This window comes from Cellulomonas sp. P4_H4 (assembly GCF_056400865.1).
In genome coordinates, this window is record NZ_JBFUKL010000001.1 from 343017 (window position 1) to 368983 (window position 25967).

Genomic DNA, 25967 nt, shown 5'->3' on the forward strand with positions numbered 1-25967 from the left:
CGGACTTACGCCGCATTCTCGACGGGTTGCCTGTTCGGAACGCTAGACGATCGGAGGTGGTGGTGGTCAATCCCCACGAGCCACCGATACCCGATCGGGCCCTCGCGGACCTGCGAGACCGTGCCCTGCAGGCGACTTCCGTCCCGATGGCGCTCTTGGATGCAGCCGCGCCGGGCATGCCGGTCGTCTGGGTCAACGACGCGTTCGAGCGGGTCACCGGGTACGGCCTCGCCGAGGCCCGCCGACGGCAGGACGCAGTCGTCGAGGACTCGGCGCTGCTCCCGCCGGACATCGGCGAGCTCCAGGAGGCGATCGAGAGCGGTCGAGAGGTCTCGCAGACCCTGACCCTGCGACGGGTCGACGGGTCGCGCCTGACCTGCCGCGCCGTGCTGTCCCCGGTCCGGGGCGCCGACGGCGCCGGCACGCACTGGGTCGTCGCGCTGCAGGACCTCACCGCGCAGCTCACGCACGACGCGGAGCAGGCCGACCTGGTCGAGGCGGAGCGCCGCGAGCGCCGGAGCCTGGGGCTGATCGCGCAGGTCTCGGACCTGCTGATGGATGTCGACGACCCGCGCGCGCTGCGGGAGATCGCTGCCGTGCTGCGGCGCGCGGTCGTGTCCTGGGCGCAGTTCTACCTCGACGACGGTGGGCTGCGGCCGACCGACGGCATCGTCTCGGGCCAGGTGCCCTCCGGCCGTGGTGCGCGGCCCCGCTCCAGGCTCCAGCCTCACGGGCAGGACGCCGTCCAGATGCTGCTCGACGGTCAGAACGACCGCCCGTTCGACCTCGCCGCCCCGGACGCCTACGCGATCGGGAGCCTGTCCGCCTGGCTTGCGCGCAACGTCGACGAGCACCTGGAGGCGTTCGCCGCCGACGACAACCAGCCGCCGTTGCCGGACGGCGCGCAGACCGTGGTCTTTCCGCTCCCGGGTCGTCGGCGCGTGCTCGGCGTCCTGGTCGTGCACGTCGTCGGGGGACTGCGAGGGCTCGAACCGTCGGCGCGCACCGTGCTCGACCTCACGGCGCGCCGGGTGGGCCTGGTCATCGACAACGCCCGGCTCTACGACCGCGAGCACCGGCTGGCCGAGACGCTCCAGCGGGCGATGCTTCCCGAGCAGGCGGAGGTCGACGGGCTGGACGTCTGGACGTACTACGCGCCGAACTCGGAGAACGCCCAGGTGGGCGGCGACTGGTATGACGTCCTGCAGGTGTCGCCCGACGTGGTCGGTGTCGTGATCGGCGACGTCGTGGGCCACGACGTCGAGGCCGCTGCCGCGATGGGCCAGCTCCGTTCGGTGGTGCGCTCGTACATGTTCGACATCACCCAGCCCGGACCCGTCCTCGAACGCGTCGACCAGCTCGTCGCGGGCATGCGTGTGCCCCGCCCGGCGGGACTCGTCCTGTCGACCCTGACCCGGGACGAGGACGCGTGGCGGGTGGAGTACTCACGCGCGGGACACCTGCCCGCCCTGCTGGTCCGCGACGGAGTCGTCACGGCGCTGTCCGACGCCGCGGGCTCGCTCATCGGCTTCGGCGGCAAGCCGCGCACGACCGGCTCGGCACGGCTGCGACCCGGTGACGTGCTGCTCTACTTCACCGACGGCCTCATCGAGCGGCGGGACCGGGGCCTTCGCGAGGGGCTCGACGCGCTGTTCTCGGTGGCTGCCGGCATCACGGCGCTGGACGCCGCAGGCGTCGGCGAGGAGCTCCTTTCCCGGCTGGCCGACCATCCCGAGGACGACGTCGCGGTGGTGGTCGTACGCGTGCCGTCGCCGCACGACAGCTCGTCGCAGGCGCGCAGCCCGCGGCGCCGCCGGTGGTCGCTCCCCAGCGAGGCGGCATCGATCGGGCGGGCCCGGCACGCGGTCGTGCGCACCTGCCGGGCGTGGGACATCCCCGACTCGGCGAACGCCGAGCTGGTCGTGTCCGAGCTCGTCGCCAATGCCGTGCTCCACGGGTACGGCCACGTCTCGTTGCAGCTGTACGACACGGGCGACGGGCTGCGCATCGAGGTCGAGGACGCGAACCCGACACCGCCCGTGACCACCGACGGCCACCCAGGGCGCGTGGGCGGGTTCGGCATGCAGATCGTGGAGCGCCTGGCGGACTGGGGCTGGCGGCAGTCGCACGGCGGCAAGCTGGTGTGGGCCAAGGTGCGTCCGGCACCGCTGCCGACCGTCACGCCGGAGTAGACGCCCCGTCCGGGCGGCGGAAGCCCGAGTCGGCCGTGCCCTTCTCGCAGTGGTGGTCGGCGTCGACCCGGAACAGGTCCAGCGCGCCGCAGATCTCGATGACGAACAGGTCGCGCTGGTCGGCGCCACGCAGGACGGTCGCACCTCCGCGCTTGCGGTTCGAGTCGGCGAGCGAGATGAGGAACGCGGCACCTGTCGAGTCCATGAAGCTGACCTCGCACATGTCGATCACGAGCAGCTGCTGCCGCAGGCCGACGACGCGCGCAGCGATCTCGGGGAAGTGGTCGCGTTCGGCCAGGTCGAGGTCGCCGGCGACGGTGAGTGTCGTCGTCGTCGAAGATGTCGAGATCTCGATCATCAGGGTTCGCCCGTCGTCGGGGGTCGTGTCGAACACCGGTCCAGGTCGGCGGAACGACTGTAATCGCGCTCTCCTGCACCTGCACCCCGAAAGCGTGGAGGACACTGGCGCCATGAGCCACGAGAACCTGCTGGACGGACCCGCGCCCACCCTGCTGCCCGCCGACGGCGCCGACGCAGACGCCCGCGCTGCGCTCTCCGCGGGATCGGGGCCGCGTGAGGCGGTGCCCGCCGCGCCGGCGTCGTCGCTGGTCTGGGCCCTGCTCGCCGAGCACGCGCTCGCCGACGACGGCGACCCGGTCGCCGCCTACGCCTACGCACGCACCGGCTACCACCGAGGCCTGGACGCGCTGCGCCGGGCGGGCTGGAAGGGTCGCGGCCCGGTGCCGGTCGACCACCAGCCCAACCAGGGCTTCCTGCGCGCCCTGCTCGCGCTCTCGGAGGCCGCCGAGGCCATCGACGAGTCCGAGGAGGCGGAGCGCTGCCTGCAGTTCCTGCGCGACTGCGGGACGTCCGACGACGAGGTCGCGGCGCTGCGCTGAGCCGGGGGCCCGCCCGGGATCCAGCGGCTCGCCTGGCGGACCCGGCATGACCATTTCTTGACGGTCCGGTACCCTCTCGGAGGTACTGGGTCCCTGCCGCCCGGTGCCCGGGTCCCGGCAAGCGCCGCGTCAGCATCGACGCGTCCTCCGCCGCTCCGCCCGCTGCACAGGCAGATGGGAGTGGTGATTCAGATGCCGGCCGTCGTGGTGCTCGGGGCCCAGTGGGGCGACGAGGGCAAGGGCAAGGCGACCGACCAGCTCGGTGCGCGCACCGACTACGTGGTCAAGTTCAACGGCGGGAACAACGCCGGGCACACCGTCGTCATCGACGGTGAGAAGTACGCCCTGCACCTCCTGCCGTCGGGCATCCTCTCGCCGGGCGTCGTCCCGGTGATCGGCAACGGCGTGGTCGTCGACATCGAGGTGCTGTTCGAGGAGATCGACGCGCTCGAGGCGCGTGGAGTCGACACCTCCGCCCTCAGGGTCTCGTCGGCCGCGCACGTCATCGCGCCGTACAACCGCACGCTCGACAAGGTCACCGAGCGGTTCCTGGGCAAGCGCCGCATCGGCACCACCGGCCGCGGCATCGGCCCGGCCTACTCGGACAAGATCAACCGCGTCGGCATCCGCATCCAGGACCTGTTCGACGAGAAGATCCTCACCGAGAAGATCGAGGGCGCGCTCGACCAGAAGAACCACCTGCTGGTCAAGGTCTACAACCGTCGCGCGATCACGGTCGAGGAGACCCTCGAGGACCTGCTGCGCCACGCCGACCGACTGCGGCCGCTGGTCGCCGACACTCCTCTGCTGCTCAACACCGCGCTCGACCAGGGCAAGACGCTGGTCTTCGAGGCCGGCCAGGCGACGATGCTCGACGTCGACCACGGCACCTACCCGTTCGTGACGTCGTCGTCGGCCACGGCCGGTGGCGCGTGCACGGGCTCGGGCGTGGGGCCGACGAGGATCGACCGCGTCGTCGCCGTCGCCAAGGCGTACACGACGCGCGTGGGCGAGGGCCCGTTCCCCACCGAGCTGCTCGACGACGACGGTGAGTGGCTGCGCCAGACGGGCGGCGAGTTCGGCACGACCACCGGCCGACCGCGTCGGTGCGGCTGGTACGACGCCGTCGTGGTCCGCTACGCGAGCCGCGTCAACGGTCTGACCGACCTCGTCGTCACCAAGCTGGACGTGCTGACCGGCAAGCCTCGGATCCCCGTCGCCGTGGCCTACGACGTCAAGGGACGCCGTTTCGACGAGATGCCCGACGACCAGTCGGACTTCCACCACGCCACACCGATCTACGAGTACCTCGACGGCTGGACCGAGGACATCAGCGGCGCCCGCGAGTTCGACGACCTGCCCGGCAACGCGCAGAAGTACCTGATGCGCCTCGAGGAGATCTCAGGCGCCCGGATCAGCTCGATCGGCGTCGGACCTGGGCGCGAGGCGACGATCATCCGGCACGACCTCCTCAGCTGAACCCGCGTCCGGCGGGCGGCGCTCAGTCGCCCGCCAGACGCGCATGCTGGTGCATGTCGTGCCAGCCGTCGGCGTGCAGGGCGTCACCGCGCTTGGTGCCCTCGAGCCCGAAGCCTGCCTTCGTCGCGACCGCGCACGACGCCGGGTTGTGGATCGAGTGGTCGACGACGATCCGGTGCAGCCCGAGGACGTCGAACGACCATCGCGCTACGGCGTCGAGGGCCGAGGTGGCCGCGCCACGACCGCGCCCGGCGGGCAGCACCCAGTACGAGACGTCCGTGAGCCCGTCCACGTGGTTGAGCTGGCGCAGGCTGATCTGCCCGACGGCCTCGTCGTCCCGCGTGATCGCCCAGCCCGCCCCGGTCTCGTCGGCCCACCGCTGAGGCCAGTGCGCGATCCACGCCGAAGCCTCGTCGGGGCTCATCGTGCGAGCGTGCCAGTACGTGATGTCCGGGTCGGTGTAGGCGGCCACCACGGCGTCCTGGTCGCCCGAGCGCCAGGGTCGGAGCACGACGGGACCGGCGTCGAGGACCGGCTGGTCGAGCGAGCGGAGCAGCCCGTGCGCGACGGCGTCGGGGGTCGTCCGGGGCACGGCTGCCAGCCTAGACGGGGACGGCGACGGGCAGCTCGCGCTCGGCGACCAGGTGCTGGCGCACCACCGCGAGCGGGTAGGCGGCCGCGAGCAGGCACAGGGCGGTCGCGCCGACGAAGACCGCGGGCAGCCCCCAGTGCTCGGCGACCAGCCCGCCCAGCAGTGCGCCCACGGGCATGAGCCCGTACCCGATCGTGCGGCTGGCGCCGGTGACGCGGCCGAGCATCCCCGGGGCGACCATCCGCTGCCGCATCGCCTGCGAGAGCACGTTGCCGATGGTGTTGGTGAACCCGAGCGCCAGGAACGCGGCCGCGATCGCGGGCGCGGTGGGCACGAGCACGGGGACGATCAGCAGCGCGGCGTTGACCGTCCAGCAGCCGAGCAGCAGCCGGACCTCGCCGACGCGCCGGCAGATGCGCTCGGTGAGCACGGACCCCAGCACCGCGCCGACCGCCAGGAAGGCGATGACCAGCGGGTACTGCGACGGCGTGAGCCCGACGCGCGAGTCCGGTCCGACCATCCAGAGCACGAAGACCGCGAAGTATCCCGCGTTCGCCAGGTTCATCACGGACCCGCACACCAGCAGCGGCCGCAGCACCGGGTGGCGCACGAGGAACCGCACGCCCTCGCGCACCTCGGCCGCGGCTGAGCGTCGCTCGACGGGTGCGTGGAGGTAGCGGCCGGGGACCCGGGTGGCCAGGAGCGCCAGCGCGCCGACCGCGAGCCCGGCGGGCAGCGCGAACACCCAGCCGGCGCCGATCGCCAGGACGGCACCGGCGACCGGGCCGCCGACGAACGCGGCCGCGACCTGCTGCGCCGCCAGGGTGCGCCCGTTGGCGGCCTCCAGGCGCGAGCGCGGGACGAGGTCCGGGACCAGGGCGGTCGCGGCGAGGTCGACGAACACGTCGGTGACGCCGTACGCGAGCACCAGGACGACGAGCGCCGGGACCGACATGTGACCGGCGACGACCAGCCAGGCGGCGGCGGCGAACAGGACCGCGCGGGCACCGAGGGCGGCGATCTCGGTCCGTCGACGATCCGTGCGGTCCACGACGACACCGGCGACGAGGCCGAGCAGGAGCCAGGGCAGCCAGGCGGCGGCGGTCAGGAGCGCGATCTGGCCGGGAGAACGGGTGAGCGTCAGCGCGTAGAGCGGGACACCGACCTGCACGATGCCGTCTCCGAGGTTGGCCAGGCCGGTGGCGGTCAGGTGGGCCGTGAACCGACGGCCGAGAGGCTCGGACATGGCGGTGCTCCCGGTACGATCGAAGAGAAAGTTCTGCAAAGACAACTCTGCAAAGGTATCTCTGCAAATGTCGGAGAGCAAGGGCGACGAGTCGCTGACCCCGCTGCTGCGCGAGCACGAGATCGGCCCGGAGGCGCTCAAGGCGTTCGCGCACCCGCTGCGGATGGCGATGTACAACTACCTCTCCGAGCAGGGCGCGGCCACCGCCAGCCAGCTCGCCCGCCACCTCGGCGAGAGCAGCGGGCAGACGAGCTACCACCTGCGCCAGCTCGAGCGGCACGGGTTCGTCGAAGACGACCCCGCCCACCCGCGCGGACGGGACCGCTGGTGGCGTGCCGTCGGGTTCAGCGTCGAGGGGCGCGACATGCTCGCCGACCCGCGCACGGCCGAGGCCGCCCGGGCGCTGCTGCAGGGCGTCGTCGCCGAGCGCGCGCAGGTGCTCAGCCGGTGGATGGCCGCACCCGAGCCCGACCCGCGGTGGCGTGCGGCGTCGATGAACGACCGCTCGACCGCCGACCTGACGGCCGACGAGCTGCACGACGTCGTGCTCGCGATGCAGACCGTGATGCAGGAGCACCTGGACAGGGCGAAGGCGCGCAAGGACGCGGGCGAGACGACCGGTCGGCGCCGCGCCCGCATCTACCTGGATGCGCTGCCCCTGCCGCCGGACGACCAGTCCCCGAACGGCTGAGCGTGGCCCGCGCCACGGCTCGGTAGGCTCACGGACCGTGAAGATCCTCGTCGTCGGCACCGGTGCCCGTGAGCACGCCCTGGTGCGCTCGCTCTCCCTCGACCCCGCCGTGACGGAGCTGCATGCTGCCCCGGGCAACCCCGGGATCGGCCAGCTGGCGCAGCTGCACCCGGTCGACCAGCTCGACGGCGCCGCGGTCGCAGCGCTCGCCGCCGGTCTGGAGGCGGACCTCGTGGTCGTCGGACCCGAGGCCCCGCTCGTCGCCGGTGTCGCCGACGCCGTACGTGCGGCCGGCATCGCGGTGTTCGGCCCGTCGGCCGCCGCCGCGCAGCTCGAGGGCTCCAAGGCATTCGCCAAGGACGTCATGGCCGCTGCCGGTGTGCCGACCGCCGAGCCGCGCGTCGCCACGACCCTGGACGAGGCGGCTGCCGGCCTGGACGCGTTCGGGCCGCCCTACGTGGTCAAGGACGACGGTCTCGCTGCGGGCAAGGGTGTCGTCGTGACGCACGACCGCGTCGAGGCGCTCGCGCACGCCGCCGACTGCCTGGCCAAGCCCGGCGGCACGATCGTCATCGAGGACTACCTCGACGGTCCCGAGGTCTCGTTGTTCGTCCTCAGCGACGGCGTCGACGTCGTCCCGCTCGTCCCGGCGCAGGACTTCAAGCGCGTGGACGACGGCGACGAGGGCCCGAACACCGGCGGCATGGGTGCGTACTCACCGTTGCCGTGGGCGCCGCACGGCCTCGTCGACGAGGTCGTGGAGCGCGTGGCCAAGCCGACGATCGCCGAGATGGCGCGGCGGGGCACCCCGTTCGCGGGCGTCCTCTACGTCGGCCTCGCGATGACGAGCACGGGCATGAAGGTCGTCGAGTTCAACGCCCGGTTCGGGGACCCCGAGACCCAGGTCGTGCTCTCACGACTCGGCACCCCTCTCGCGGGCGTGCTCCACGCCGCGGCGACCGGCACGCTCGGTGCGCTGCCCCCGCTGGAGTGGCTCGACGCCGCCGCGGTCACGGTCGTGATCGCCTCCGGCGGCTACCCCGGGTCGGTCCGCTCGGGAGACCCGATCACGGGGATCGAGGACGCCGAGGCGCTGGCGGGGGTCCACGTCCTGCACGCCGGGACGGCCCTCCGGCTCAACCCGGCAGCCGACGACGACGACGCGATCGACGGCGCCCACCTGGTCTCGGCGGGCGGTCGCGTGCTGTCGGTGGTCGGCGTCGGTGCGGACCTCGCCGCGGCCCGGGCCGCGGCCTACGCAGGCGTCGAGCAGATCGAGCTGCCGTTCTCGCACCACCGCACCGACATCGCCGCGGCGGCGAGCGACGGGCCGTTGGTCTAGCGCAGGCTTCCGGAGCCGACCCAGCAGTAGAGACGGGCCTTGTCGGCCCGGGTGGCGCGAGCCAGCGCCGCGAGCTCGTGCAGCTTCGCGGCAAGGTCGGCCGCAGGAACGCCCTCGAGCTCGTCGGTGTGCGACCACGACTCGGCGACCTCGGTCAGCGTCGCGTCGTCGCTGGTGGCCAGGGCCTTGACGAACGCATCGGTCGTCGCGATCACCAGGTGACCGGTAGGCCCCTCGGCGACGACATCTCCCCAGTCCAGGTCGTCGACGATGTCGTCGTACTTGCGGCCCGTGAGCATGGCCGTGAGGGTCGCGGCGACGACGTACGGGTCGATCTTCGGGGCGTCGACGACCTTGAACGTCGGCGATGCCGCGCGGTCCTTCTTGCTGACCTTGCGCTTGCCCACGCGCTTGGCCGCCCCGGAGGTCGGTCCGCTCTCGCGATGGGCGACCTCCGACGCCACCTTGACCGACGGGGCGGCGAAGTACTGGTAGTCCACGCTCATGATCCGCAGGATGTCCCTTCCGAACCGTTCTGTCATGTACCCAGGTTGATGACGCTGTGCGCGTCGTACGCAAGGTCGGCCGGAGTGCGGCCGGCCGAGTCCAGCTCAGTGGCGCTCGGCCACGGAGCGAGGACCGCCGCGGACACGGTGGCCCAGGTCGGCTGGACATGTCCGGCGATGTCCGCGACACGGTCCTCGACCCGGCGACGGTGCTCGGCAGGGTCGGAGCAGACGAGCCGGATCTCGACGATCCGTGCGCCCGTCGCTGCCGCGGTCGCGTGCCACCCGGCCTGGCTCTCCGCCACCGGGTTGACGCAGTCGGCGACGACGGACAGCCCGAGGTTCAGGTTGTCACGGGCCACCCCTGCCGCTGCCGTGTAGCCGACCTCGGCGGCCTCGGATACCGCGAGCGACGACTGGACCACCGCCTGCTCGATCGTGTCGATCCGTAGGTGCACGGCACCGAGATCGCGAGCGAGGAGGCGGGCGAGGGTCGTCTTGCCGGTGCCCGGCAACCCGCCGAGCACCAGGAGGAGGGGCGCAGCGGTCATGTGGGGCAGTATCGCCTCATGGGCGGCTACGTGTACGGGGACGGGTCCTGGGGTGGCGACGCGGCGGTCCCACCGAGCCTGCGCATCGAGGTGCAGGACGGCGACATCGCGACCGTCGAGTACGCGCCCGCGCCGCCCGGCCTCGGACGGTTCTACCTGGGCTTCCAGCCGCGGGACTTCTTCGACGACCCTGCCGAGTCAGCGCCCGTCGACCTGGCTGCCGAGTCCGAGGCGTTCGCCGAGTGGGCGCTGCTGGTCGGCGCGGTCGACGTCGAGGCCAAGCACGTCCGGCGCCTCCTGGCCGACGAGCACGTCGAGGAGCCCGAGGACACGTTCGTCGAGGAGACCGTCGAGCGGCTGATCCGGCTGATCGGGCTGCCGATCCCCGAGGGTCTCGAGGGCGGCGCCGACCTGCTCTGACACACTTGGCCCCGTGACTCTCGAGCTCCCCGGCTGGACCCATACCTACTCCGGCAAGGTGCGTGACCTCTACCTGCCGACCGTCCCGTCCGAGGCTCTCGGGGACGTCGTCCTCGTCGTCGCCAGCGACCGCGTCTCCGCGTACGACCACGTGCTGAGCCCCGGGATCCCCGGCAAGGGCATCGTGCTCACCACCCTGAGCCTGTGGTGGTTCGACCAGCTCGCGGACCTGGTGCCCAACCACGTGGTCTCGACGGACGTGCCGGCAGAGGTCGCGGGCCGCGCGATGATCTGCCGGCGGCTCGAGATGTTCCCGGTCGAGTGCGTCGCGCGCGGCTACCTGACCGGTTCCGGGCTGGCCGAGTACGCGGTCTCCGGTTCGGTCACCGGCATCGCCCTGCCGCCCGGTCTGGTCGACGGCTCCCGCCTGCCGGAGCCGATCTTCACGCCGGCCACCAAGGCCGAGCTGGGGGAGCACGACGAGAACGTGCCGTTCTCGGCGGTCGTCGACACGGTCGGACCCGACAACGCTGCGGCTCTTCGCGACCTGACGCTCGCCGTCTACGCGCGTGCCGAGGAGATCGCCCGCGCGAAGGGCGTGATCCTCGCGGACACCAAGCTCGAGTTCGGCACCGACCCCGCGACCGGTGGGATCACGCTCGGTGACGAGGTGCTCACCCCGGACTCGTCGCGGTTCTGGCCCGCGGACGAGTGGGAGCCCGGCCACGCCCAGCCCAGCTTCGACAAGCAGTTCGTGCGTGACTGGCTGACCTCGCCGGAGTCCGGCTGGGACCGCGCCTCGGACAACCCGCCGCCCGAGCTGCCGCACGACGTCGTGTCCCGCACCCGTGACCGGTACCTCGAGGCGTACGAGCGCCTGACGGGCTCGGCGCTGGTCCTCTAGTCGAGGCGCACGTCCTCGGCAGCGGTGAGGAGGACCCACCGGTCCTGCTCGCCCTGGGCGGCGATCGGCGCCAGGACGTCCGCGTCGACGAGCGGTCCCAGATCCAGCCCGGTGAGGGCCTGCACGTCGGAGACCGGCACCTGGTACGTCAGGAACGGCCCCAGCGGCGGAACGTCCGCGGCGAGCGCAGTGATCAGCGGCGTCTGGTCGAGCAGGAACGCCGCGGCGCGCAGGTCCGTGCCGTCCGCGGCCCAGGCGGTGACCTTCCAGAACTGCCGCGGGATGCCGATGCCGCGGTACACGGGATCGTCGTCGGCCAGCACCGGGCCGGTGAACACGGACAACCGGAGCCGGTAGGTGCTGGCATAGGTGAGGACGTGGTCCTCGAGGCCCACCCACAGCTGCTCGCCCTGGTTGAACGTGGACGCCTGCGGGGCGGCGTTCGGGTAGGCGAACGTCTGCCGGTTGGCCTGCGCCGCGGCCGGTCCCCAGACCGGGTCACGACGACGGACCAGGTGCCCACGGTCCAGGTCGTTGTGCGCGTACAGCTCGGGACCCGCCTGCTCGTCGGCCGGGACGCGCGGATCGAGGTGCCAGTCGTCGCCCCGCGGGACGTCCACCAGCTCCGCGCCGTCGATGTTCACCGCCGTCGCGGCTGCCAGCCTGCGCGCCGGGTCGAGCAGCACGGTGAAGTGCACCGACGGCAGCTCGCGCACCTCACGCGCGGTTCCCGGCAGAGGCACCGGCGGGCCGAGGAACGCCGGGTCGTATCCCGGCTCTACGGTGCTCACATGTCGACCGTATCGACCGCTACCGACAACGCGAACCGGGCCGTGCTGCTGCGCAACGCGCGCCTGCTCGGTTCGTCGTCCCCTGTTCATGTCCTCGTCCGCGATGGCCACGTCGCCGCGATCGATGCAGCTCCGGACGGCGTCGAGGTGGTGGACCTCGACGGGCGCTGGCTCATGCCCGGCCTCTGGGACGCGCACGTGCATCTGACGCAGTGGGCGCTCGCCCGGAGCCGGCTCGACGTCTCGGGCGCGACGTCGGCCGCGCACGCGGTCTCGCTCGTCGTCGCCGCGCCGCCGCCCGTCCCCGGGACCGCCCTCGTCGGGGCCGGCTTCCGGGACGGACTCTGGCCGGACGCTCCGACGTCGGCGCTGCTCGACGAGGCCGTCGGGGACCTGCCGGTGGTCCTCGTCTCGGGCGACCTGCACTGTGCGTGGGCGTCGACCGCCGGTCTGAGGTTCCTGGGCGTTCACGGCCACCCGACGGGGCTGCTGCGCGAGTCGGAGTGGCTCCCGATCTCGGGTGCGGTCAACCACGTGCCGGACGCGGTCGCCGACTCGCTCGTGCACGACGCGTGCCTGGCCGCGGCCGCGCGGGGCGTCGTCGGGGTCGTCGACTTCGAGATCGCCGACAACCTCGCGGTCTGGCGTCGTCGTGCCGCCGCGCGACGCGGCGCCGTGCGCGTCCGGGCCGGCGTCTGGGAGGACTACCTCGACCGCGTCGTTCGCGAGGACCTGCACACCGGCGACTCGCTCGGGTTCCCGCTCGTCGAGCAGGGGCCGCTCAAGGTCATCACCGACGGCTCGCTCAACACCCGGACCGCCTACTGCCACGACCCGTACCCCGGCACGTCGTCGCACGGGATCCTCGCGGTCGCGCCCGACCGGCTCGTCCCGCTCATGGCGCACGCGACCCGGCACGGTCTGCGCTCGGCCATCCACGCGATCGGCGACGCCGCGAACGACCTCGCGCTCGACGCGTTCCGGGACTCGGGCGCCTCGGGGTCGATCGAGCACGCGCAGCTGCTGACCACGGCCGCACTGTCGCGGCTCGCCGAGCTCGACCTGGTCGCCAGCGTGCAGCCCGAGCACGCGATGGACGACCGGGACGTCGCCGACCTGCACTGGGCCGGCCGCACGGACCGCTCGTTCGCCCTCGCCGACCTGCACCGCGCGGGCGTACGGCTCGCGCTCGGCTCCGACGCCCCGGTCGCGCCGCTCGACCCGTGGGTCGCGCTCGACGCCGCGGTGACACGGTCCCGCGACGGCCGGCCACCGTGGCACCCCGAGCAGGCGATCGAGCGGTCGGTGGCCCTGGAGTCCTCGGTCGACGGGCGCGGGCTCGTACCGGTGGTCGGTGGTCCGGCCGACCTGGTGGTGCTCGACGCCGACCCGCTGACCGCGCCGCTCCGGGAGATGCCGGTCGCCGGCACGCTGGCCGCGGGTCGCTGGACGCACCGGGCCGGGCTCTGATGCGCGCGGTCGTGATCGACGCGTTCGGCGTCGCCCCCACGGTGCGCGACGTCCCGGAGCCCACCTGCCCCGACGACGGCGTCGTCCTGCACGTCACGGCGACCGGCGTCTGCCGCAGCGACTGGCACGCCTGGCAGGGGCACGACTCCGACGTCACGCTCCCGCACGTCCCCGGTCACGAGCTGGCCGGGGTGGTCGTACGGGTCGGGCCCGGCGTGAGGCGGTGGACGGTCGGCGACGCGGTCACGGTGCCGTTCGTCTGCGCCTGCGGGTCCTGCGCGGCCTGCCTGGCCGGTGAGCAGCAGGTGTGCGAGAACCAGCGCCAGCCCGGGTTCACCGACGACGGCTCCTACGCGCAGTACGTCGCCCTGCACCACGCCGACGTGAACCTGGTGCGGCTGCCCGACGGCATGTCGCCCGTGGTCGCTGCCGGCCTCGGGTGCCGCTTCGCGACCGCCTACCGGGCGCTCACCGTGCACGGCCGGGTCGGTCCCGGCGACTGGGTCGCGGTGCACGGCTGCGGCGGGGTCGGGTTGTCCGCGGTGATGATCGCGGTCGCCGCCGGTGCGCGGGTCGTCGCGACGGACCTCTCGCCGGCCGCCCGGGACGCCGCTCTCGCGCGAGGTGCGTCGGTGGCCCTCGACGCGTCCGACGACACGGTCTCCGCCATCCACGAGGTGACCGGGGGAGGTGCGCACGTCTCGATCGACGCCCTCGGCGGCACCGCGACCGCGACCGCTTCGATCCTGTCCCTGCGGCGTCGCGGGCGGCACGTCCAGGTCGGCCTCCTGCTGGGTGCCGACGAAGCGCCCGCCCTGCCGATGGGCCGGGTGATCGCGTGGGAGCTCGAGCTCTACGGGAGCCACGGGATGGCCGCGCACGAGTACCCGGCGATGCTCGAGCGGATCGCCTCGGGCGCGCTCGACCCGTCGCTCCTGGTCGGCCGGACGATCGGCCTCGACGAGGCTCCGGCGGTTCTGGTCGCGCTCGGCGCGGGCGCCGGTGGCCCCGGCATGACGGTGATCGTGCCGTGAGCGCCCTCAGGCGGTCGCTTCGGCCGTGACCTCCGCCGGCATCGCGGCACGACGACGCCGGGCGGCGCCCCACTGCGTCAACGCGACGCCGCCGAGGACGACCGCGCCTCCGACCAGCTCGTACCAGTGCAGGCCCTCGTGCAGCACGAGCACGCCGAGGGCCGTCGAGACGACCGGGATCACGTACGTGACGCTCGCTGCGACGGTCGCACCAGCGATCGACATGACCCGCCAGAACAGGACGTACGCCAGCCCGGTCCCGCCGAGCCCGAGAGCGAGCAGGGACAGCGCGGGCGCGAGCGCGAGCGGAGCGGGGGTAGGGGTGGTGACCGCGAACGGGAGCACGATCAGCGCCCCGACGACCAGCTGCACCGTAGGCAGTGCGACCGTCGAGAGCCCGGTGCCCGTCAGCCGCCAGCGGGCCCACGAGTTGCCGAGCCCGTAGCAGAACGTCGCGCCCAGGAGCATCAGCCCGCCGACGAGGTCGATGGCGCCAGCGTCCCAGATGCCGAGCAGGACGGCGATGCCGCCGAACCCGACCAGCAGGCCGCCCAGCTGCACGCGGTCGGGCCGCTCGGCCGGGATGAGCAACGCCACGAACAGGGCGGTGAACAGGGGGGTCGTCGCGTTCACGAGCCCGGCCAGCACCGAGCTGACCCGCTGCTCGGCGAGGGCGAAGAGCACGAACGGGATCGCGGTCATGACCGCGCCGACCAGCACCCAGTCACCCACGTTGCGGCGCCGGACCCGGACGCGCTCGCGGCGCGCGAGCAGCACGACGACGAGCAGCGCGAGGCCGATGACGATCCGCCCGAACGCGACCTGCGTCGGCGTGAAGGACTGCAGCGCCGTGGCGATGAACAGGAAGCTGCATCCCCAGAGCACCGCGAGCAGAAGGTACGGCCCGACCCATCCGCGCGTGGCAGAACCTGAGGACCCCGTGGAAGGCATGGCAGACATCCTCACCCGAGCCACCGACACGGACCGCCGCCCGGCGCACCCCACCCTCCGATCTGGCGGGAAGTCCACGGTGGCTGGCGCTGTCTCGTGGACAGGGCGCTGAGCCCCGGTAGCGACTCGCTAGAATCGCCGCAACCCCCACCGCCGCGCGAACACCTGGAGCCCTTTCGTGGGACGAGTCGTCGTCGATGTCATGCCGAAGCCCGAGATCCTCGACCCGCAGGGCAAGGCCGTCGCCGGCGCCCTGCCGCGGCTCGGGTTCGGCCAGTTCGCCTCCGTCCGTCAGGGCAAGCGCTTCGAGCTCGAGGTCGACGGGCCGGTGACCGAGGAGGTCCTCGCGGCGGCCCGCGCGGCCGGCGAGCAGGTCCTGTCCAACCCGGTCATCGAGGACGTCGTCGCGGTGTACGAGGACACGCAGGACGCAGACGGGCAGGGCCGCGCGCTGTGACTCGAATCGGCGTCGTCACCTTCCCCGGCACGCTGGACGACCGCGACGCCTCGCGCGCGGTCCGCCTGGCCGGTGCCGAGCCGGTCTCCCTGTGGCACGCGGACGCCGACCTGCACGGTGTCGACGCGGTCGTCCTGCCCGGCGGCTTCTCGTACGGCGACTACCTGCGCGCCGGCGCGATCAGCCGGTTCGCGCCGGTCATGGGCTCGATCATCGACGCAGCGAACAAGGGTCTGCCGGTGCTCGGCATCTGCAACGGCTTCCAGGTCCTCACCGAGGCGCACCTGCTGCCGGGCTCGATGATCAAGAACGACCACCTGCACTTCGTCTGCCGCGAGCAGGTGCTCTCCGTGGAGAACGTCGACACGGCCTGGACGCGCGACTACGCGCAGGGCGAGCAGATCACGATCCCGCTGAAGAACCAGGACGGCCAGTACGTCGCCGACGAGCACACGCTCGACGAGCTCGAGGGCGAGGGCCGTGTGGTCTTCCGCTACCAGGGCTGGAACCCCAACGGGTCGCGACGAGGCATCGCCGGCATCTCGAACGCCGCGGGCAACGTGGTCGGCCTCATGCCGCACCCCGAGCACGCCGTCGAGTCGGGCTTCGGCCCGGACGGCGCCAAGGGCCCCCGTACGGGTGTCGACGGGCTGCGCTTCTTCACGTCTGTCCTGAAGACCCTCGTCGGCTGACTCGGGCTCGCGCGTGACGATCCACCTCGTCGGCTGGGACGACCCCGCGGCGAAGCAGCTCCGCGACGCCCAGCAGGCCGAGCTGAAGGACCTCTACGGCGAGGACGACATCGGCCACGAGATGACCGGCGACGAGATCGCCGTCATGGTGCTCGTGCGCATCGACGACGAGCCCGTGGCGTGCGGCGCGATCCGGGACCTCGGCGACGGCGTCGGCGAGCTGAAGCGGATGTTCGTGACCCCCGCAGCCCGGGGGCGCGGCCTGTCCCGGGTGGTCGTCGCCGAGCTCGAGCGGCTCGCGCTGGAGCGGGGCTTCCACCGGCTCGTGCTGGAGACCGGTGTCCTTCAGGTCGCCGCGATCGGCCTCTACCTGGCGGCGGGCTACCGCTCGATCCCGAACTTCGGCGAGTACGCCGCCGAGACGGCGTCACGCTGCTTCGCCAAGGACCTCGTTGACGAGGCGCGCGTCCGAGGGCCGAAGCACCCGGGCAGGCTCACGCTGCGACGGGTCGCCTGGGACCACGCGGACGCGGTCGCGCTGCGGTACCGGATGTGGCTCGACATCGAGGTCCGCTACCCGGAGATCGTCGAGGTGACCCCGGGCGGCTTCGCGGTCGACGACCCCGCCCAGGGCGTCGGCACGATCAGCTCGGTGATCGCCGACCTCGACGGCGTGCCGGTGGGTTGCGCGTCCCTACGGGCGGCCAAGGACGGCTACCCCGAGGGCTCCGGTGAGCTGAAGAAGGTCTGGGTCGACGACAGGGCCCGCGGGGCCGGCGCGGCCCGCGCGCTGCTCACGGCGATCGAGGACGACGCCCGCGCGGCGGGCCTGACGTCCGTGGTGCTGCAGACCGGCATCCGGCAGCCCGAGGCGGTCACGCTGTACCTCTCGGCGGGCTACCGCCCGATCGCCCCGTTCGGGCCGTACAGGGACGACTTCCTCTCGCTCCTCTTCGGCAAGGACCTCTGACCAGGCGTCTCGCATCGCGGGACTTTCCGACCAACCCCTGGTCAAGCGGCGTCCCAGCCCTACGGTCTGCGCCCATGAACCAGTTCCATCTTGCCGTCGAGCTCACCCCCGCCGGTCGTCATCCCGCCGCCTGGCGCCTGGCCCCCACCGACGCCGCCGGCGCGTTCACCGCCCGCCACTGGGTGCGCAACGCGCAGGCCGCGCACGACGCGGGCGCGGCTCTCGTCCTCGTCGACGACTCCTCGGCCCCCCCGGTCGAGCGCGCCGGCCGGTTCGTCGGAAGCCTCGACGCGGTCGGTGTCGCCGCGCTCCTCGGGCCCGTGACGGGCGGGATCGGCCTGGCTCCGGTGGTCCCCGTGACCTACCGCGAGCCGTTCCACGTGGGCAAGGAGATCCAGACGCTCGACCACGTGAGCCTCGGCCGCGGCGCGGTCCAGGTCGACGTGGCCGCGGCGGCCCTCGACCCGCGCTCGGGTGCCGAGGCCCTGCGCTACGACGAGCGGGTCCCGCGTGAGCTGCCCGCGCTCTGGAGGGAGGCCGAGGACACCATCGAGGTGATCCAGCGGCTCTGGGACAGCTGGGAGGACGACGCGATCATCCTCGACGAGGTCGGGGACCGGTACATCGACCGCGACAAGGTGCACGCGATCGAGTTCACCGGAGAGTTCTTCTCGGTGCACGGCGCGTCGATCACGCCGCGTTCCCCTCAGGGGCGTCCGGTCGTGGTGGTCCGCGGCGACGAGCCGGTCGAGCTCGCCGTCGCGGCGCGTCGGGCCGACGTGATCCGGGTCGCCACCGCGGAGGCCGCGCAGACAGCCCGCGACGCGGCCCCGGAAGCGACGATCCTGCTCGACGTCGACGTGCTCCTCGGAGCGTCCGACGCCGAGGCGAGAGCGACCTTGGCGACGCTGGACGGGTACGAGCACTGGCCGTCCCCCGCGGTCGTCGGAGGCGCCCGCACGGTCGCGGACGCGCTCGTGGAGCTCGTCGCGACGACCGGCGTCGACGGCGTGACGGTCCGCCCGCTCGCCGACGCCACGGCTCTGACCCACCTCTCCGGCCACCTGCCGCTGCACCCGCGCGGCACCACGCTGCGCGCCACGCTCGGCCTGCCCCGCCCGGTGAGCCGTTACGCGGCCCCGGCCACCACCCGCTGAAGGACGCCACGATGACCGCCAAGAAGCAGATCCACCTGGGCGCCCACTTCCCGGGCGTCAACCACCACACCGTCTGGACGGACCCGAGCCACCGGCCCGAGACGCAGTCGGCGTTCGCGTCGTTCCAGCACCTGGCCGCCACGGCCGAGCGCGGATTCTTCGACTTCGTGTTCCTGGCCGAGGGGCTGCGCCTGCGCGAGCACCGCGGGCAGCTCGTCGACCAGGACGTCGTCGGCCGTCCCGACACGTACGCGGTGCTCGCGGCACTGGCCGGCGTCACGACGCACGTGGGCCTCGCCGGCACGATCAACGCGACGTTCAACGACCCGTACGAGCTCGCGCGTCAGTTCGCGACGCTCGACCACCTGTCCGCGGGACGCGCCGCCTGGAACGTCGTGACGTCGTCGGACGCCTTCCACGGTGCGAACTTCCGCCGCGGCGGGTACCTGGAATACCCGGACCGGTACGAGCGCGCGCGTGAGGTCGTCGAGGCCGCCCGCGCGCTGTGGGACGCGTGGGCGCCCGACGCGATCGTCGACGAGGCAGAGCACTTCGTGCGGCCCGGGTCGCTCGGGACGGTGCGTACCGCCGGCCGACTGGTCGACATCGAGGCCACGCCGACGCTGCCGCGGCCGCCGCAGGGGCACCCGGTGATCATCCAGGCCGGCGACTCCGACGGCGGCCGCGAGCTCGCGGCGCAGGTGGCGGACGCGGTCTTCTCGCGGCACTCGGCGATCGAGGACGGGAAGACGTTCTACGCCGACGTCAAGGGTCGGCTCGCCCGGTACGGTCGTCGGCCCGAGGACCTGCTGATCCTTCCGGGGTCGTCGTTCGTGCTGGGCGACACCACGGCGGAGGCCGAGGAGCGGCTGCGTGAGCTCCAGCTCCAGACGGTGCGTCCGTCGGTCGCGCGTGCGTTCGTCGAGCAGCTGTGGAACCGCGACCTGTCCGACTACGACGTGGACGGCCCGCTGCCGACGATCGACCCCCTGGTGGACGCGCCGTCGATCACGAACGGTCGGGCCAGCTTCTTCAAGGACCCGGTGGCGATCGCACGCCAGTGGCGTGAGCTCTCGGAGGCCAAGGGGCTGTCGATCCGGGAGCTCGTCATCGCGGTCCTCGGCCGGACGAACTTCGTCGGCACCCCCGAGCACGTCGCCTCCGAGATCGACCGCTACGTGCAGGAGGACGCGTCCGACGGCTTCATCCTCGTCCCGCACCTGACCCCGCACGGGCTCGACGAGTTCGTCGAGAAGGTCGTCCCGCTGCTGCAGGAGCGCGGCTCGTTCCGCACGTCGTACGAGGGTTCCACGCTGCGGGAGAACCTCGGACTGCCCGTCGCCGAGGCGTTCGGCCACACCCTCGATCCCGTCTCCTTGGAGAGGACCGCCCGATGACCGTCGACACCGATACTGCAACCGACACTTTCGTCTCCGACTGGGAGACGTGGCACGCCTCCCGCGAGGCCTACTACGCGGAGCCGCACGGCTGGGTCGCCATCACGGCGCTGCACTGGCTCACCTCGGAAGCCTCGGTGTTCGACGAGTTCCCGGGCCGCTGGACCGCGGCGCCCGGCGACCCGCTCACCGTCGAGGCGGCCGCTACCGACGGGCTCGTGCTGCCGGGCGGTGACGTCGTCGACGGCGTGGCCACGCTCGACCCGGTCGAGGGCGGGCCGGGCCTGCGGGTGCGCTCCGGCAACCTGATCCTCGAGGTGGCTCGTCGGACCGCGCACGTGATCGTCCGCGTGCACGACCCCCGCGCGCCGCAGCTCGCCGCGTTCACGGGCATCCCGGCGTACGCGCCGGACGAGAAATGGTCGCTCAGCGGCACGTTCGAGGCGTTCGACGCGCCCCGCAGGGTCATGACGGGCGCGGTCGTGGAGGGCCTCGAGCACCACCACGCAGCCGTCGGCACGGTGCGTTTCGAGGTCTCCGGGGTTCCGCAGCAGCTCGTCGTCTTCGACGGCGGCGAACGCGGTCTCAGCGTCCTGTTCCGCGACGCGACCAGCGGCGTCACCACCTACCCGGCGTCGCGCATCCTCACGCTCGGCGAGCTGGTCGACGGCACGGTCAGGCTCGACTTCAACCGCGCGAGCAACCTGCCGTGCGGCCTCACCGAGTTCGCCACCTGCCCGGTCCCGCCCGCCGAGAACGTGCTGACGGTCGCGGTCGAGGCCGGTGAGCAGTGGGTCCGCTGATCAGCTGACGAGCAGGCGGGCCGCCTCGGCGAACCGCATCCAGTGGTCCTCCTGCTCGGGCGGCAGCGACACCCAGTCGTAGAACAGGCGACCGCTACCGCCCGGCGACCACACGGCCGCGCCGGGCAGCTCGAGCGCCTCGGCGTGCTCCGCGGTCTTCCGTCCCAGCTTCACCGCGAGGTGCCCGTCGCCCGTGTGTGCGGCAAACATCGACGACCCGACCTTGAGCATCGGGTGGCCCATCATCTGGCCGAGCGTCGCGCCGCGCGCGACGAGGTCCACGGCGATCGCGTCGAACTCGTTCATGTGCTGAGGATCCCTCAGCCGCGGCCGGTCGTTCCGGTGGTGAGCCCGGGCAATCGTGCCTAGCGTGGCGCCGCCGCCACGGTGAGAACACCCCGCAGCGGACCACAGGCAGGGAGCTCTCATGACGCACGACGACGACGTCGCCACGGTCGCCCGTCTCATCAAGGACGCGCGGATCGCGATGCTCACCACGGTGGGCGAGAACGGTGCACTGGTCAGCCGTCCGATGGGTGTGCAGGACGTCGACTTCGACGGTGACCTCTGGTTCTTCGCGGACGACGACAGCCACAAGGTGCACGAGATCGAGTCGGGTAGCCCGGCGAACGCCGCGTTCGCGGACTCGACCGCCTGGGTCTCGGTCTCCGGGTCGGCCGAGGTCGTGCGCGACCTCACCAAGATCAAGGAGCTCTGGGGTCCGACGGCCGACGCGTGGTTCCCCGACGGCCCCGAGACGTCGGGAGTGGTGCTCATCGCGCTGCGCGGCGAGACGGCCGAGTACTGGCACGCCCCCGGCGGCAGGCTGACCACGGCATTCAGCCTGGTCAAGGCGAAGCTCACCGGTGAGCGCTACGACGGCGGCGAGAACGAGACGGTCGCGTTCTGAGACGTCACACCGAGGCGACGAGGTTCACCAGGAGCGCGATGATGACGGTGCCGAACAGGTAGCTGAGCATCGCGTGGACGAGGGCGACCCGGCGCATGAGCGAGGACGCGAGGTCGGTGTCCGAGATGGCGAAGCTCATGCCCACGGTCACGGCCACGTAGGCGAAGTCGGTGTAGCGCGGCGCCTCCGCCATGTGGAAGTCGATGCCGCCGCCGGACGTGTGGAAGAGCCGCGCGTACCGCAGCGCGTACACGGTGTGCACCGCCGCCCACGACCCCACGACGCTGGCGAGCACCGCGATGGTCGGGAGTGCCTGGCCGATCTCGTGCCGGAAGAGCACGACGGCCACGCCGGCGAGGGCGACGAGCGCCGCCCCGATCACGACGAGGTGCGTCACGAGGCCGTTCGCCGGGATCTCGCGGGTGGCGTGCGACGCCGTCGCGTCGGGACCCATCGGCGCGCACTCCACCCAGGTCCACCCGACGAACACGATCGCGGCGCACGCCCAGGCCGCCAGGAGCGCTGCCGGCACGGACGTCCGGCCCACGACGATCCCCACCGGGATGGCGACCAGCACGCCCACCAGCAGGCGAGCACCCGAGGTGGTCGCCAGCTGTCGGGTGTCCATGCCGCCAGTGTTCACCGGCGGCACGGACACCCATCGGCAGGCGCGCCCAGGCGTCAGTGCCCGAGCGTGCCCAGCGCCTGCGTCAGGTCGTCGATCAGGTCGTCCGGGTCCTCGAGCCCCACGGACAGCCGGACGGTCGACTCGCCGATACCCACGGCTGCGCGCCCCTCGGCACCGAGCTTGCGGTGGGTCGTCGTCGCGGGGTGCGTGATGATCGACTTCGCGTCGCCCAGGTTGTTCGAGATGTCGATGATCCGCAGCGCGTCGACCACCCCGAACGTCGCCTTCTTGGCCACGTCGGGCGTCGCTCCCTCGGGAACCGCCAGGTTGAACGTCACGACCGTGCCGCCGCCCGACTGCTGCGCGAGCGCGAGCGCGTGCTGCGGGTGCGAGGGCAGGTACGGGTAGCGGACCATCGAGACGCCCGGCTGCTCCTCGAGCCACGTCGCCAGGCGCAGGGCCGACGCGGTCTGGTGCCTGACGCGCAGCGAGAGGGTCTCGAGGCCCTTGAGCAGGACCCAGGCGTTGAACGCGGACATCGACGGGCCGGTGTTCCGGATGAGCGTCTGCACCGGGCCGTGGATGTACTCGTCGGTGCCCAGGATCGCGCCGCCGAGCACTCGCCCCTGACCGTCGATGTGCTTCGTGGCGGAGTAGACGATCACGTCGGCGCCGAAGTCGAGCGGGCGCGAGAGCACGGGCGTGGCGAAGACGTTGTCGACGATGACCAGGGCGCCCGCCGCGTGCGCGAGCTTGGTGACCGCCGCGATGTCGACCAGGTCCTGCATCGGGTTCGACGGCGTCTCGAAGAAGACGACGTCGGCGGGCGTCGAGAGCGCCTCCTCCCACTGCGACAGCACGTGCCCGTCGACGTAGTCCGTCGTCACGCCCCACTGGGCGAAGACCTCCTCGAAGAGCACGACGGTCGACCCGAAGAGCGCACGGGCCGCGACGACGCGGGAGCCCGCCTTGGCGACCGCCGCGATGGCGGTGAACACGGCGGACATGCCGCTCGCCGTCGCGAAGGCGGCCTCGGCGCCGTCGAGCAGGCGCAGGCGCTCCTCGAAGGTCGAGACCGTCGGGTTGTTGTAGCGCGAGTACAGGAACCGGTCGTACTCGCCGGCGAACGCGGACTCGGCCTGTGCGGCGTCGTCGTAGACGTATCCCTGCGTCAGGAACAGCGCCTCGGACATCTCCTGGAACTGGGACCGCACCAGCCCGCCGCGCACGGCGAGCGTGTCGGGGCGCAGCGTGCTTCGTTCGACCCGCTTCTCGTCCCAGTCGCCGGGACCCGGCACGCGGGGGCTCACCGCTGCCGCCACGGCAGGCCGGCAGCGCGCCAGCCCGAGTGCCCACGGTGCCCGTCGGCGCCCACGTCGCCCTCGAAGCCCTCGAGCACGTTGTACGCCGGACCGAGCCCGGCTGCGGTGGCCGCGTTTGCGGCGGCGATCGAGCGCACGCCCGAGCGGCACAGGAAGACGATCGGACGCCCGTCGCCGGGCGCGAGCCCGACCTCGCTGAGCTGCTTGAGGAACTGCGGGTTCGGGCGCCCGGACGGGTAGGTGACCCACTCGACGAGCGCGGCCCGGCCGTCGATCGAGGACCCGTCGGGGATGCCGACGTACGCCCACTCGGCGTCGGTGCGGACGTCCACGAGCAGCGCGCTCGAGTCGGACGTCAGGAGGTCCCAGGCCTGCTGGGGGGTCAGGTCGCCGGCGTAGCTCATGCGGGCCTCGTCTCGTGGGTGGGGCGGGGAAGGACGACGGCCTGCGCGACGACCACGCGCGTCCCGTCGAAGGTGGCGGCCGGGCCGCCGTGCAGGACGTAGCCGTTAGCCAAGGCTTCTGAGACGCGCTCGCAGAATGCAAGGTCGTCCGGGCCGCTGAGCAGCCGGTAGAGAAGTCGTTCGGTCACGTGCGGGAACCTCCATCGGTCCTGGCGGTAGCACCCTCGACCAGGCACCTGTCGGTGCATGCGGGTTGCTGCGGCGTCGTCGAGCCAGATCTCTCAGCCGCTCTGGATGGTGTCGGTGATGCTAGTGCGACGCCTCGACGTTTCCAACTGGTGGTATCGAAGTCTTGCCATCCGAGATGAATCGGATCACGCGTTGACAGTCCTGCGGGGCTGCGGGGACCCTCTTCTCAGGTCATGAGCGCCAGCGTCAAGCCCCGGCTCGCTGGCCGGCAACCCTCCTCCGCGGTGGGGTGCCCCGGGTGACGACCTGGCTGTGCTCCGTCCGGAGCACGGCAAGCGCGGGGTCCACCGGCTGTTGGTCGGCTGAAGAGTGGCCCTCGAGACCTGTCGGAGGACCATCATGACCGCAACCGTCGAGCGCCTCTCGTGTGTGGACGTCGATGCGGTGGGCGCCCTGCTCCCCGTCGTCGGCGGCAACACCACCGTTCCTCTCGTCGACGGCACGCAGCGCGTCTACGCCAACCTCGACTACGCGGCGAGCGCCCCGGCTCTCGACGCCGTCGCCGCGCGCGTGACCGAGGTCCTGCCGCTGTACGCGTCCGTGCACCGCGGTGCCGGCTACCTGTCCCAGGTGTCCACGGCCCTGTACGAGTCCGCACGCCAGACGATCGCGCGCTTCGTGGACGCCCGTCCCGACGACGTCGCGATCATCACCCGCAACACCACCGACTCGCTCAACCTGCTCGCGCGGGTCGTCCCGCAGGGCTCCCGGGTTCTCGTCCTCGACATCGAGCACCACGCCAACCTGCTGCCCTGGGTGCACTCGGGCGACGGTCACGGCCACTCGACGACGATCCTGCCGATCGCGCGCACCGTGGCGGAGACGCTCTCCAAGCTTCGCGACGAGCTCGCCCGCCAGCACTACGCGCTCCTGACCGTCACGGGCGCCTCCAACGTCACCGGTGAGTCGCTGCCGCTCGACGAGGTCATCTCCCTCGCGCACGCCGAGGGCACGCGCGTCGCTGTCGACGGTGCCCAGCTGGTGCCCCACCGCGGCTTCTCGCTCGCGGCCACCGATGCGGACTACATCGCGTTCTCGGGGCACAAGACCTACGCGCCGTTCGGGGCCGGTGCCCTGGTCGGCCGTCGCGACTGGCTCGACACCGGCTCGCCGTACCTCGCAGGGGGAGGTGCGGTGCGCGACGTCCGGACCGACCGCACGGTCTGGCAGCCCGCGCCGGCGCGCCACGAGGCCGGCTCGCCCAACGTGATCGGTGCGATCGCGCTCGCGGAGGCCTGCGACCAGCTCGCCGCACTGCCCGCCGGTGCGCTCGGCGCGCACGAGGATGCCCTCCGGTCCCGGCTCGTCGCGGGTCTGGCCGCGATCGACGGCGTCGATATCGCGCGCATCTGGCCCGACTCGGCGGCACCCGTCGGCGTGCTCACCTTCACGGTGCCCGGCCACAACCCCGGCCTCGTCGCCGCGTACCTGTCGGCCGAGCACGGCATCGGTGTCCGCGACGGCCGCTTCTGCGCCCACCCGCTCCTCGCGCACCTCGACGCGTCCGACGGTGCGATCCGCGCGTCCGTCGGCGTCGGCACCACCAGTGAGGCTGTCGACCGTCTGATCTCCGCGCTGACCACCTACCTGACGGACGGCCCGAGCTCCGGCTACGAGGTCGTCGACGGCTGCTGGGCGGTCGTCGAGGACACCCGCCCGCTCGTCGCCGTGCACGGCCTGGACCACCTGGCAGCCACGGCCGCGGCAGCCTGCGGCCCGGCCCTGGACGACTAGCCGCCGGCCCCAGGCGGCAGCCCTGGCTGCCGACCGCTGGTCGGCCAGCTGCCCACCCGCAGCCACGAGACCGTCAGTCCCACACGAGCCCGGCAGTTCCACGTGCCGGTCTCGTGTCGGAGTGACGGTCTCGACGGCGACGCGACGCCATCGGGTGCGACATCGGCCGCGTTGTG

28 protein-coding genes, 1 pseudogene and 2 riboswitches are annotated in these 25967 nt (G+C 72.6%); of the genes and pseudogenes, 17 read left to right on the top strand and 12 right to left on the bottom strand.

Features of this window, described 5'->3' with window-relative positions:
- The first annotated feature begins 146 nt into the window (after nt 1-146).
- Nucleotides 147-2192, top strand: coding sequence for an ATP-binding SpoIIE family protein phosphatase (locus tag AC1DPN_RS01770; protein ID WP_477083002.1), 2046 nt, complete (start codon nt 147-149; stop codon nt 2190-2192).
- On the opposite strand, the gene AC1DPN_RS01775 is transcribed toward AC1DPN_RS01770, so the two are convergent.
- On the bottom strand, nt 2179-2550 hold the full coding sequence (locus AC1DPN_RS01775) for an STAS domain-containing protein (protein WP_477083835.1): 372 nt from the start codon (nt 2548-2550) through the stop codon (nt 2179-2181). The two genes, AC1DPN_RS01770 and AC1DPN_RS01775, sit on opposite strands and share 14 nt — an antisense overlap.
- 112 nt (nt 2551-2662) lie before the next feature.
- On the opposite strand from AC1DPN_RS01775, the gene AC1DPN_RS01780 reads away from it, so the two are divergent.
- Nucleotides 2663-3091 carry a DUF3151 domain-containing protein gene (locus tag AC1DPN_RS01780; RefSeq protein WP_477083003.1) on the top strand — a complete coding sequence of 143 codons (429 nt, stop codon included), beginning with the start codon at nt 2663-2665 and terminating at the stop codon, nt 3089-3091.
- Between the two features lie 192 nt (nt 3092-3283).
- Nucleotides 3284-4570, top strand: a complete 1287-nt coding sequence (locus AC1DPN_RS01785) for an adenylosuccinate synthase (RefSeq protein ID WP_477083836.1) — start codon at nt 3284-3286, stop codon at nt 4568-4570.
- 22 nt (nt 4571-4592) lie between these two features.
- On the opposite strand, the gene AC1DPN_RS01790 is transcribed toward AC1DPN_RS01785, so the two are convergent.
- On the bottom strand, nt 4593-5162 hold the full coding sequence (locus AC1DPN_RS01790; protein ID WP_477083004.1) for a GNAT family N-acetyltransferase: 570 nt from the start codon (nt 5160-5162) through the stop codon (nt 4593-4595).
- Between the two features lie 10 nt (nt 5163-5172).
- The gene (locus AC1DPN_RS01795) at nt 5173-6408 is read right to left on the bottom strand and encodes an MFS transporter (protein WP_477083005.1); all 1236 of its coding nucleotides are present in this window, start codon (nt 6406-6408) and stop codon (nt 5173-5175) included.
- A gap of 67 nt (nt 6409-6475) precedes the next feature.
- Between AC1DPN_RS01795 and AC1DPN_RS01800 the strand changes: the two genes are divergently transcribed.
- Both AC1DPN_RS01800 and purD read left to right on the top strand, forming a co-directional pair.
- Nucleotides 6476-7099: a helix-turn-helix domain-containing protein gene (locus AC1DPN_RS01800; protein WP_477083006.1), complete on the top strand. Its 624-nt coding sequence runs from the start codon at nt 6476-6478 to the stop codon at nt 7097-7099.
- A 37-nt stretch (nt 7100-7136) separates the two neighbouring features.
- The gene (purD, locus tag AC1DPN_RS01805) at nt 7137-8441 is read left to right on the top strand and encodes a phosphoribosylamine--glycine ligase (RefSeq protein ID WP_477083007.1); all 1305 of its coding nucleotides are present in this window, start codon (nt 7137-7139) and stop codon (nt 8439-8441) included.
- Here the strand turns inward: purD and AC1DPN_RS01810 are convergent.
- Both AC1DPN_RS01810 and AC1DPN_RS01815 read right to left on the bottom strand, forming a co-directional pair.
- Nucleotides 8438-8947 carry a hypothetical protein gene (locus AC1DPN_RS01810; RefSeq protein ID WP_477083008.1) on the bottom strand — a complete coding sequence of 170 codons (510 nt, stop codon included), beginning with the start codon at nt 8945-8947 and terminating at the stop codon, nt 8438-8440. The two genes, purD and AC1DPN_RS01810, sit on opposite strands and share 4 nt — an antisense overlap.
- Before the next feature lie 32 nt (nt 8948-8979).
- Nucleotides 8980-9498 carry a P-loop nucleotide/nucleoside kinase family protein gene (locus AC1DPN_RS01815; RefSeq protein ID WP_477083009.1) on the bottom strand — a complete coding sequence of 173 codons (519 nt, stop codon included), beginning with the start codon at nt 9496-9498 and terminating at the stop codon, nt 8980-8982.
- A gap of 18 nt (nt 9499-9516) precedes the next feature.
- Here AC1DPN_RS01815 and AC1DPN_RS01820 point away from each other — a divergent pair, with 18 nt between their 5' ends.
- Both AC1DPN_RS01820 and AC1DPN_RS01825 read left to right on the top strand, forming a co-directional pair.
- Nucleotides 9517-9918, top strand: a complete 402-nt coding sequence (locus AC1DPN_RS01820; RefSeq protein WP_477083010.1) for a hypothetical protein — start codon at nt 9517-9519, stop codon at nt 9916-9918.
- 13 nt (nt 9919-9931) lie between these two features.
- Entirely contained in the window at nt 9932-10822 is an 891-nt protein-coding gene (locus tag AC1DPN_RS01825; RefSeq protein WP_477083011.1) for a phosphoribosylaminoimidazolesuccinocarboxamide synthase, read from the top strand.
- Here AC1DPN_RS01825 and AC1DPN_RS01830 read toward each other — a convergent pair.
- Nucleotides 10819-11613: a DNA/RNA non-specific endonuclease gene (locus AC1DPN_RS01830; protein ID WP_477083012.1), complete on the bottom strand. Its 795-nt coding sequence runs from the start codon at nt 11611-11613 to the stop codon at nt 10819-10821. The genes AC1DPN_RS01825 and AC1DPN_RS01830 overlap by 4 nt on opposite strands.
- On the opposite strand from AC1DPN_RS01830, the gene AC1DPN_RS01835 reads away from it, so the two are divergent.
- Nucleotides 11614-13083, top strand: coding sequence for an amidohydrolase (locus AC1DPN_RS01835; protein ID WP_477083013.1), 1470 nt, complete (start codon nt 11614-11616; stop codon nt 13081-13083).
- Complete coding sequence (locus tag AC1DPN_RS01840; RefSeq protein WP_477083014.1) at nt 13083-14117, top strand: zinc-dependent alcohol dehydrogenase family protein; 1035 nt, start codon at nt 13083-13085, stop codon at nt 14115-14117. Before AC1DPN_RS01835 ends, AC1DPN_RS01840 begins: the two co-directional genes overlap by 1 nt.
- 6 nt (nt 14118-14123) lie before the next feature.
- Here AC1DPN_RS01840 and AC1DPN_RS01845 read toward each other — a convergent pair whose 3' ends face one another.
- Nucleotides 14124-15068 (bottom strand): DMT family transporter, encoded by a 945-nt coding sequence (locus AC1DPN_RS01845; RefSeq protein ID WP_477083015.1) that lies wholly within the window; start codon nt 15066-15068, stop codon nt 14124-14126.
- 178 nt (nt 15069-15246) lie between these two features.
- Between AC1DPN_RS01845 and purS the strand changes: the two genes are divergently transcribed.
- From purS to AC1DPN_RS01875, 6 genes are all read left to right on the top strand, one after another.
- Nucleotides 15247-15525: a phosphoribosylformylglycinamidine synthase subunit PurS gene (purS, locus tag AC1DPN_RS01850; protein WP_477083016.1), complete on the top strand. Its 279-nt coding sequence runs from the start codon at nt 15247-15249 to the stop codon at nt 15523-15525.
- Complete coding sequence (gene purQ / locus AC1DPN_RS01855; protein ID WP_477083017.1) at nt 15522-16217, top strand: phosphoribosylformylglycinamidine synthase subunit PurQ; 696 nt, start codon at nt 15522-15524, stop codon at nt 16215-16217. The genes purS and purQ overlap by 4 nt, the downstream gene beginning before the upstream one ends.
- Nucleotides 16218-16230: 13 nt before the next feature.
- Complete coding sequence (locus tag AC1DPN_RS01860; protein WP_477083018.1) at nt 16231-17187, top strand: GNAT family N-acetyltransferase; 957 nt, start codon at nt 16231-16233, stop codon at nt 17185-17187.
- 74 nt (nt 17188-17261) lie between these two features.
- Nucleotides 17262-18344: an LLM class flavin-dependent oxidoreductase gene (locus tag AC1DPN_RS01865; protein WP_477083019.1), complete on the top strand. Its 1083-nt coding sequence runs from the start codon at nt 17262-17264 to the stop codon at nt 18342-18344.
- Between the two features lie 11 nt (nt 18345-18355).
- Nucleotides 18356-19741 (top strand): NtaA/DmoA family FMN-dependent monooxygenase, encoded by a 1386-nt coding sequence (locus AC1DPN_RS01870; protein ID WP_477083020.1) that lies wholly within the window; start codon nt 18356-18358, stop codon nt 19739-19741.
- Complete coding sequence (locus AC1DPN_RS01875) at nt 19738-20544, top strand: DUF1684 domain-containing protein (protein WP_477083021.1); 807 nt, start codon at nt 19738-19740, stop codon at nt 20542-20544. The genes AC1DPN_RS01870 and AC1DPN_RS01875 overlap by 4 nt, the downstream gene beginning before the upstream one ends.
- Here the strand turns inward: AC1DPN_RS01875 and AC1DPN_RS01880 are convergent, their stop codons facing one another.
- Nucleotides 20545-20850, bottom strand: coding sequence for a hypothetical protein (locus AC1DPN_RS01880; RefSeq protein ID WP_477083022.1), 306 nt, complete (start codon nt 20848-20850; stop codon nt 20545-20547).
- Between the two features lie 121 nt (nt 20851-20971).
- Between AC1DPN_RS01880 and AC1DPN_RS01885 the strand changes: the two genes are divergently transcribed.
- Nucleotides 20972-21454, top strand: a complete 483-nt coding sequence (locus AC1DPN_RS01885) for a pyridoxamine 5'-phosphate oxidase family protein (protein ID WP_477083023.1) — start codon at nt 20972-20974, stop codon at nt 21452-21454.
- Between the two features lie 4 nt (nt 21455-21458).
- On the opposite strand, the gene AC1DPN_RS01890 is transcribed toward AC1DPN_RS01885, so the two are convergent.
- The 4 genes and pseudogenes from AC1DPN_RS01890 to AC1DPN_RS01905 form a co-directional block, all read right to left on the bottom strand.
- On the bottom strand, nt 21459-22082 hold the full coding sequence (locus AC1DPN_RS01890; protein WP_477083024.1) for a DUF1345 domain-containing protein: 624 nt from the start codon (nt 22080-22082) through the stop codon (nt 21459-21461).
- 53 nt (nt 22083-22135) lie between these two features.
- Nucleotides 22136-23380: an O-succinylhomoserine sulfhydrylase gene (locus tag AC1DPN_RS01895; protein ID WP_477083025.1), complete on the bottom strand. Its 1245-nt coding sequence runs from the start codon at nt 23378-23380 to the stop codon at nt 22136-22138.
- 8 nt (nt 23381-23388) lie between these two features.
- On the bottom strand, nt 23389-23808 hold the full coding sequence (locus tag AC1DPN_RS01900; RefSeq protein ID WP_477083026.1) for a rhodanese-like domain-containing protein: 420 nt from the start codon (nt 23806-23808) through the stop codon (nt 23389-23391).
- Nucleotides 23809-23834: 26 nt separating this feature from the next.
- Nucleotides 23835-23996: pseudogene (locus AC1DPN_RS01905) on the bottom strand (DUF1737 domain-containing protein); the annotation flags it as partial.
- Nucleotides 23997-24005: 9 nt separating this feature from the next.
- A riboswitch (SAM riboswitch) is annotated at nt 24006-24109 on the bottom strand.
- Between the two features lie 117 nt (nt 24110-24226).
- A riboswitch (SAM riboswitch) is annotated at nt 24227-24341 on the top strand.
- A 55-nt stretch (nt 24342-24396) separates the two neighbouring features.
- Between AC1DPN_RS01905 and AC1DPN_RS01910 the strand changes: the two are divergent.
- Nucleotides 24397-25791, top strand: a complete 1395-nt coding sequence (locus AC1DPN_RS01910) for an aminotransferase class V-fold PLP-dependent enzyme (RefSeq protein WP_477083027.1) — start codon at nt 24397-24399, stop codon at nt 25789-25791.
- Nucleotides 25792-25967: the final 176 nt, after the last annotated feature.

Excerpts from the sequence above, each read along its gene's own strand:
- AC1DPN_RS01770 (WP_477083002.1), top strand. The coding sequence starts at position 147 with ATGGCGCTCTTGGATGCAGCCGCGCCGGGCATGCCGGTCGTCTGGGTC.
- AC1DPN_RS01775 (WP_477083835.1), bottom strand. The coding sequence starts at position 2,550 with ATGATCGAGATCTCGACATCTTCGACGACGACGACACTCACCGTCGCC.
- AC1DPN_RS01780 (WP_477083003.1), top strand. The coding sequence starts at position 2,663 with ATGAGCCACGAGAACCTGCTGGACGGACCCGCGCCCACCCTGCTGCCC.
- AC1DPN_RS01785 (WP_477083836.1), top strand. The coding sequence starts at position 3,284 with ATGCCGGCCGTCGTGGTGCTCGGGGCCCAGTGGGGCGACGAGGGCAAG.
- AC1DPN_RS01795 (WP_477083005.1), bottom strand. The coding sequence starts at position 6,408 with ATGTCCGAGCCTCTCGGCCGTCGGTTCACGGCCCACCTGACCGCCACC.
- AC1DPN_RS01800 (WP_477083006.1), top strand. The coding sequence starts at position 6,476 with ATGTCGGAGAGCAAGGGCGACGAGTCGCTGACCCCGCTGCTGCGCGAG.
- AC1DPN_RS01810 (WP_477083008.1), bottom strand. The coding sequence starts at position 8,947 with ATGAGCGTGGACTACCAGTACTTCGCCGCCCCGTCGGTCAAGGTGGCG.
- AC1DPN_RS01815 (WP_477083009.1), bottom strand. The coding sequence starts at position 9,498 with ATGACCGCTGCGCCCCTCCTCCTGGTGCTCGGCGGGTTGCCGGGCACC.
- AC1DPN_RS01820 (WP_477083010.1), top strand. The coding sequence starts at position 9,517 with ATGGGCGGCTACGTGTACGGGGACGGGTCCTGGGGTGGCGACGCGGCG.
- AC1DPN_RS01835 (WP_477083013.1), top strand. The coding sequence starts at position 11,614 with ATGTCGACCGTATCGACCGCTACCGACAACGCGAACCGGGCCGTGCTG.
- AC1DPN_RS01840 (WP_477083014.1), top strand. The coding sequence starts at position 13,083 with ATGCGCGCGGTCGTGATCGACGCGTTCGGCGTCGCCCCCACGGTGCGC.
- AC1DPN_RS01845 (WP_477083015.1), bottom strand. The coding sequence starts at position 15,068 with ATGCCTTCCACGGGGTCCTCAGGTTCTGCCACGCGCGGATGGGTCGGG.
- AC1DPN_RS01865 (WP_477083019.1), top strand. The coding sequence starts at position 17,262 with ATGAACCAGTTCCATCTTGCCGTCGAGCTCACCCCCGCCGGTCGTCAT.
- AC1DPN_RS01870 (WP_477083020.1), top strand. The coding sequence starts at position 18,356 with ATGACCGCCAAGAAGCAGATCCACCTGGGCGCCCACTTCCCGGGCGTC.
- AC1DPN_RS01875 (WP_477083021.1), top strand. The coding sequence starts at position 19,738 with ATGACCGTCGACACCGATACTGCAACCGACACTTTCGTCTCCGACTGG.
- AC1DPN_RS01880 (WP_477083022.1), bottom strand. The coding sequence starts at position 20,850 with ATGAACGAGTTCGACGCGATCGCCGTGGACCTCGTCGCGCGCGGCGCG.
- AC1DPN_RS01885 (WP_477083023.1), top strand. The coding sequence starts at position 20,972 with ATGACGCACGACGACGACGTCGCCACGGTCGCCCGTCTCATCAAGGAC.
- AC1DPN_RS01890 (WP_477083024.1), bottom strand. The coding sequence starts at position 22,082 with ATGGACACCCGACAGCTGGCGACCACCTCGGGTGCTCGCCTGCTGGTG.
- AC1DPN_RS01900 (WP_477083026.1), bottom strand. The coding sequence starts at position 23,808 with ATGAGCTACGCCGGCGACCTGACCCCCCAGCAGGCCTGGGACCTCCTG.
- AC1DPN_RS01910 (WP_477083027.1), top strand. The coding sequence starts at position 24,397 with ATGACCGCAACCGTCGAGCGCCTCTCGTGTGTGGACGTCGATGCGGTG.